At 68.7% G+C, this 6238-nt stretch carries 2 protein-coding genes; both read right to left on the reverse strand.

Going from position 1 to position 6238, the window contains the following annotated elements:
• Positions 1 to 5457 (reverse strand): amino acid adenylation domain-containing protein (locus tag ACH49X_RS32840; protein ID WP_357296742.1); only part of this gene is annotated, 5457 nt, incomplete at its 3' end.
• Positions 5458 to 5724: 267 nt separating this feature from the next.
• Positions 5725 to 6238, reverse strand: a 514-nt coding sequence (locus tag ACH49X_RS32845; protein WP_357209337.1) for a hypothetical protein, incomplete at its 5' end; no start/stop codon positions are given.

Here is a 6238-nt window from a genome sequence, read left to right on the forward strand (position 1 = left end):
GACACGCGCCGAATACGCCACCATCACATCCCGCACCAACGGACCCATCGACGACGCATCCGCCGCGATATGATGCACCACCACCACCAGCACATAGGTGTCGGGTGCTTCGTCGACCTGGAAGAGCACGGCCCGCAACGGCACCTCGGCCGTCACGTCGAACGGCGTCGCCGCCACGGCGTACACACTGCTCGCCACATCGGACTCGGGCAGCACCCGCGGACCGAGGTCGACGGCGACCTGCGCGGCGGGCAACACCACCTGCACCGGGCCGTCCGGCGTCTCCGGATACACCGTGCGCAGCACCTCGTGCCGCGCCACCACGTCGTGCAGCGCCGCACCCAGCGCGGCCACATCCAACGCACCGGTCAACCGCAACGCGAACGGCAAGTTGTAAGCCGCCGAACCGATCTGCTCCGCGGCGTCGTCGGACTGGTCGAAGCGGTTGAGGAACCACATCCGCCGCTGCGCCAACGACAACGGCAACCGCTCCGGACGAGCGATACTCCCCAACTCGATCCGGCGCTCACCGTGGGTATGCGACTCGAGTGCGGCCGCCAGACCCGCCACGGTCGGCGCCTCGAACAGTGTCCGGACAGCCACCCGCGCACCGACCGCCGCGCCGAGACGCGCCACGACTCGAGTGGCGACCAGCGAATTCCCCCCGAGCGCGAAGAAATCGTCATCCGCGCCCACCCGGCCCAATCCGAGCACCTCACCGAACACACCCGCCACGATCTCCTCGATCGCGCTCGCGGGCGCACGGAACTGCTTTGTCTCGAAGGTGGGTTCCGGCAACGCCTTACGGTCCAGCTTGCCGCTGGAGTTCAGCGGGAACGCCTCCAGCGCCACGATCGCAGCCGGAACCATGTAGGCGGGCAAGGTCTCGCCGATCGCGGAGCGCAGCGCCTGCGCGTCGATCCGGTCGCCCGGAGCCGGGACGACGTAGGCGACGAGCTGGTCACCCAGCGACGAAGGCGACACGAGCGCGACCGCTTGGCTCACCGAAGGCTGCGCCAGCAGCGCCGTCTCGATCTCGCCCAGCTCGATTCGCTGGCCGCGGAATTTCACCTGGAAATCGGTCCGGCCGAGATAGTCGAGCACCGCGTCGTCGGCGTCCTTGCGCCACACGACGAGGTCGCCGGTGCGGTACATCCGGTCGCCGTTGCCGAACGGATTGGCGACGAAACGGTCGGCCGTCAGGTCAGGACGCCGCACGTAGCCACGGGCCAGCTGATCACCCGCGAGATACAGCTCACCCGGCACCCCCACCGGCACCGGCCGCAGCCACGAGTCCAGGACGTAGACCTGGGTGTTCCACTGGGGCAGACCGATCGGCACGGATCGCTCGTCCGCCGACGCGGGCCAGTAGGTCACCGACACCGCGGCCTCGGTCGGGCCGTAGAGGTTGTGCACGGCGGCGTCGGACACCGCCTGCATGGCGGCGACGGTCTCCGGTGGCAGCGCCTCGCCGATCACGAAGACGTGTTTCAGCGTCGGGCAGCTGCCCGGTGTGGTGTGCGCGGCGAAGACCGTCAGCATGGACGGCACGAAGTCCGTCACCGTCACGCCTTGCGCGGCGATGGTTTCCGCGACGTAGGCGGGGTCGCGATGTCCGTCCGGCGTGGCGACGACGAGCTTCGCCCCCGCGCGCAACGGCATGAAGTAGCCCCACAGCGAGACGTCGAACGTCGTCGCCGTCTTCTGCAAATACACGTCGTCCCGGCTCAGCGGGTATTCCGCCAGCATCCACGCGATCTGGTTGTTGATCGCCGCGTGGGACACCGCGACGCCCTTGGGGCGGCCGGTCGAACCCGATGTGAAGATCACATACGCCGGATGCTGCGGCGACACCGGACGCAGCAGCTCATCCGCGCGAACCGGGCTGTCGTCGAAGCCGTCGAGATCCAAGGTGTCCACGGCGAGCGCCCGGACGTCCTCGCGCAGCGCCGTCGCGTCGGCACTGGTCGTCACGACGCAGAGGGGGCGAGCGGTGTCCAGGATGTGCGCGATGCGTTCGGCCGGATGATCCGGATCCAACGGCACATACGCCCCACCCGCCGCCACGACCGCATACATCCCCACCACGAGATCCAACGACCGACGAACCGCCAACCCCACCAACGACTCCGCACCCACACCCTGCGAAATCAACAACCGCGCAAGACGATTCACCCGCGCGTCGAACTCACGATAAGTCAGCTCGACGCCCTCGTAAGCGACGGCGATCCGCTCCGGATTCGCTTCCACCGCGCGGCGGTATCCGTCCAGCAGCAACTCGGAGCGGACGGGGTAGCGAGTGTCGTTCCACTCGTGCAGGACGCGATCGCGCTCGACCACGCTGAGCAGATCGATGCCGCCCAGCGCGCGATCGGGGTCGGCCGCGACCGCGCGCAGCAACCGGTTCAGGCGCGCCGCGAATTCGGCGACCGAACCCTCGTCGAACAGATCGGTGGCATAGGTGAACATGGCGGCCAGGCCCGCGTCCGGACCTTCCTGCGGCGTCACCGTCAGCTGCAGATCGAATTTGGCCACCGCGCCGTCGAGGTCCACCGCGCCGACCGACAGGCCGGGCAGCTCGAGCTGCGCTTGTTCCATGTTCTGGAAGAACAGCGCCACCTGGAACAGCGGATGGTGCGCCTGCGACCGCACCGGGTCCAGCACCTCGACCAGCCGCTCGAACGGCAACTCGGCATGCGAGAAGGCCGCGAGGTCGCGTTCCTTGGTCGCCGCGAGCAGTTCGGCGAACGAGGCCGCCGGATCCACCGCGGTCCGCAGCACCAGCGTGTTGACGAACATGCCGACCAGATCGTCGAGTTCCGCCTCGCCGCGGCCCGCGACCGGCGTGCCGATGGTGATATCGGTGGAACCGGACAACCGGGCCAGCAGCGCCGCGAACGCGGTGTGCACGACCATGAACAACGAGGCGCCGTGCGCGTGCGCGAGCTCGTCGAGCCGGGTCCGGGTGGACGCGTCGACGGTGAAAGTGAAGACGCCGCCGCGCCCGGAAGCCGTGGCGGGACGCGGCCGATCCGTGGGCAGGTCGAGCCGATCCGGAATGCCCGCGAGAGCCTCACGCCAGAAGGCGATCTGCGTCGCGGCCACGGAACGAGGGTCGTTCTCCTCGCCGAGCAGCGCGCGCTGCCACAAGGTGTAGTCCGCGTATTGCACCGGCAGCGGTTCCCAGCCGGGCGCGGAGCCGTTGCTGCGCGCGACGTAGGCGGTCATCAGGTCACGCACCAGCGGCGCGATCGACGTGCCGTCGGCCGCGATGTGGTGCACCACGACGGCGAGGACGTAGTCGTCGGGACCGGTTCGCGCGAGCGAGAGCCGCAACGGCACCTCGTCGGCGACGTCGAAACCGGCGGCGGCGAAGGTGCGCAGCCAATCCGGCAGCTGCGCGGCGGGCAGGTCGTGCGGCGTCAGGTCCGGGGTCGCCTGCTCGGCGGGCAGCACCAGCTGATACCCCGTACCGTCCACCGCCGGATACACCGTCCGCAACGTCTCATGACGCCCCACCACATCAGCGACCGCCGCCTGCAACGCCGCCACATCCAACACACCCGACAACCGCACCGCGAACGGAATATTGTTCGCCGCCGAACCGGTATCGAACTGATTCAAAAACCACATCCGCCGCTGCGCCAACGACAACGGCACCCGCTCCGGACGCTCCACCGCCACCAACGCCGGACGTGCAGCGCCGGTGTCGAATTCGGCGAGCCGGGCGGCGAGCAGCGCGACCGTCGGCGCTTCGAACACGGTGCGGGCGGGTACCCGCGCGCCGACCGACGCCCCGAGCCGCGCCGCCACCTGCGTCGCGATCAGCGAGTTGCCGCCCAGCTCGAAGAAGTCGTCGTCCGCGCCGATCTCGCCGCCCGCGCTGAGCAGGTCGGCGAACACACCCGCCACCAACTGCTCCAGCGCTCCCGACGGGGCGCGGAATTCCTTGGTCTGCAATTGCGGAGCGGGCAGGGCACGACGATCCAGCTTGCCCACCGGGGTCAGCGGGATCTCGTCCAGCACGGTGATCGAGGTGGGCACCATGTGCACCGGCAAGCTGCGCTCGGCGTGCGCGAGCAATTCGTCGGTGTCGATCGAACGTCCGCTCGCCGCGTGCACGTAAGAAGCGAGAATCGTCGCGCCGCTGTCCAGTTGGTGCCCCACGGTGACCGCGAAATCCACCGTCTCGTGCGCCGCAAGCACCGCATCGATCTCACCCAGCTCGATCCGGAAACCACGGATCTTCACCTGGAAATCGTTGCGACCCAGATACTCCAACTCGCCACTCGGCGTCCATCGCACCAGGTCACCGGTGCGATAAAGCCTGGAGTGATTCGGGTCGAACGGATTCGGGACGAATCGCACGGCGGTGAGGCCGGGGCGCGACTGGTAGCCGCGGGCCAACTGGGGTCCGCCGATGTACAACTCGCCGACCACGCCGATCGGGACCGGCACCAGGCGCTCGTCCAGCACATATTCGGTGGTCGCCTGGATGGGCGCGCCGATCGTCACCGTCTCACCCGCCACCAGCGGCGCGCTGATGTTGGTCATGATGGTGGTCTCGGTCGGGCCGTATCCGTTGTAGAACTCGCGCCGGCCGTCGGCGATCGGACGCACCCAGCGCCGCACCAGCTCCGGCGGACACGCCTCGCCACCGGCCACCACCACACGCAACTCGTCCAGCCCCGCCGGATCCACCGACGCCAGCGCGGCCGGGGTGATGAAGGCGTGCGTGACGCCCTCCCTGCGCAGCAGGGCGGCCAGCTCGTCACCGCCGTAGACCGTCGGCGCGACCACGACCATGGTCGCCGCGCCGCCGAGCGCGAGCAGCAACTCCAGCACCGACGCGTCGAACGACGGCGACGCGAAATGCAACGTCCGCGACGCGCTCGTCACCCGGTACCGATCACGCTGCTCGGCGCAGAAACCCGCCAACCCCGACTGCGTGACCACCACGCCCTTCGGCATGCCGGTCGACCCCGAGGTGTAGATGACGTAGGCCGGATGTTCGGCACGCAACTGGCGCAGCCGATCCGCGTAGGTGACCGGTTCGGTCGGGTAGTCCTCCAACTGCCTGGCGCAGGTGTCGGAATCGATGACCAGCCATTCGATTTCGCTGGGCAGGTCCGCCACCACATGCGCGACGGCGAGTCCGAGCACGGCGCCGGAGTCCTTCACCATGTGCTCGACCCGGTCGGCCGGATAGTTCGGATCCACCGGCACGAAACCCGCACCCGTCTTGGCCACCGCCCACACCGCGACCACCGACTCCACCGAACGCGGAATACCCACCGCGACCAGATCCTCCGGCCCCACCCCACGATCGATCAGCAGACGCGCCAAACGCGTGGATCTGGCGTCGAGTTCCGCGTAGGTGAGGTGTCCGCGTGAGCTGACCGCGTCGGCGAACACGACCGCCGTACCGGTCGGATTCGCTTCGACGGCGGTTGCCATCAGTTGCGGAAGGGTAGTGACTCTAGGTCGCCGGGTGCGCGTGGGCCGCACCCGCGCGGGCCGCGTCACGCGAGCCCCGCTTCGTCCCTGGTCCCCCATCCCTGAGCCGGCAGACTATTCCCCGACAAGCGAAACATGAAAACTCTGCACATCCTGCCTGTAAGAACACGTCCATGACACATTTCCAGCGGACACCCTGATACACCAAACCAACCGGCTGTGTGCATGGTCACACAACCGGAGGCTTGTGTCCGACCGCGAATCGCCTCACTCGCTACCGAGCAGTTCGGTGAGTTCGACGATAGCGGCCACCTCGGCCCAGGGGCCCGCCGGTACGGCGCCGACACCATTGTCCAGCACCACAGCGTGCAAATCCTCCAGTGCCGTCGGGTCGAGGGTGTCCAGCCCGGTCCGATCGGTCACGAGGTGGGTTACCCATTCGTCGGCCAGCGACTCCGTCAGCGCTCCGTCCACGTCGTCGACCAGCACCACCGACGCGCCCACCGAGCCGGCGGCGACCACCTCGATCAGCGCGGCGGGCGATTGCGGGCTGCCGTGCTGGAAGGTGCGCGATTCGAAGGTCAGTTCGGTGCGCGTGCGCAATCGCGCGGCTGCCGCGGCGAGGTCGTCGTAGCTGAGGACCTGTTGTCCGGCGAATGCCGGGTCGCTGCCGCGCAGTGGGCGAATGCGGTGGGCGTAGGTGACCGGTCGTGGTGATTCGGCGGCGATTTCGGCGATCACGGCGGGGTCGTCGAGGGCCAGCCAGTCGACCGTGGCGGTC

The organism is Nocardia sp. NPDC019323, assembly GCF_044389845.1.
Lineage (GTDB): Bacteria > Actinomycetota > Actinomycetes > Mycobacteriales > Mycobacteriaceae > Nocardia > Nocardia implantans.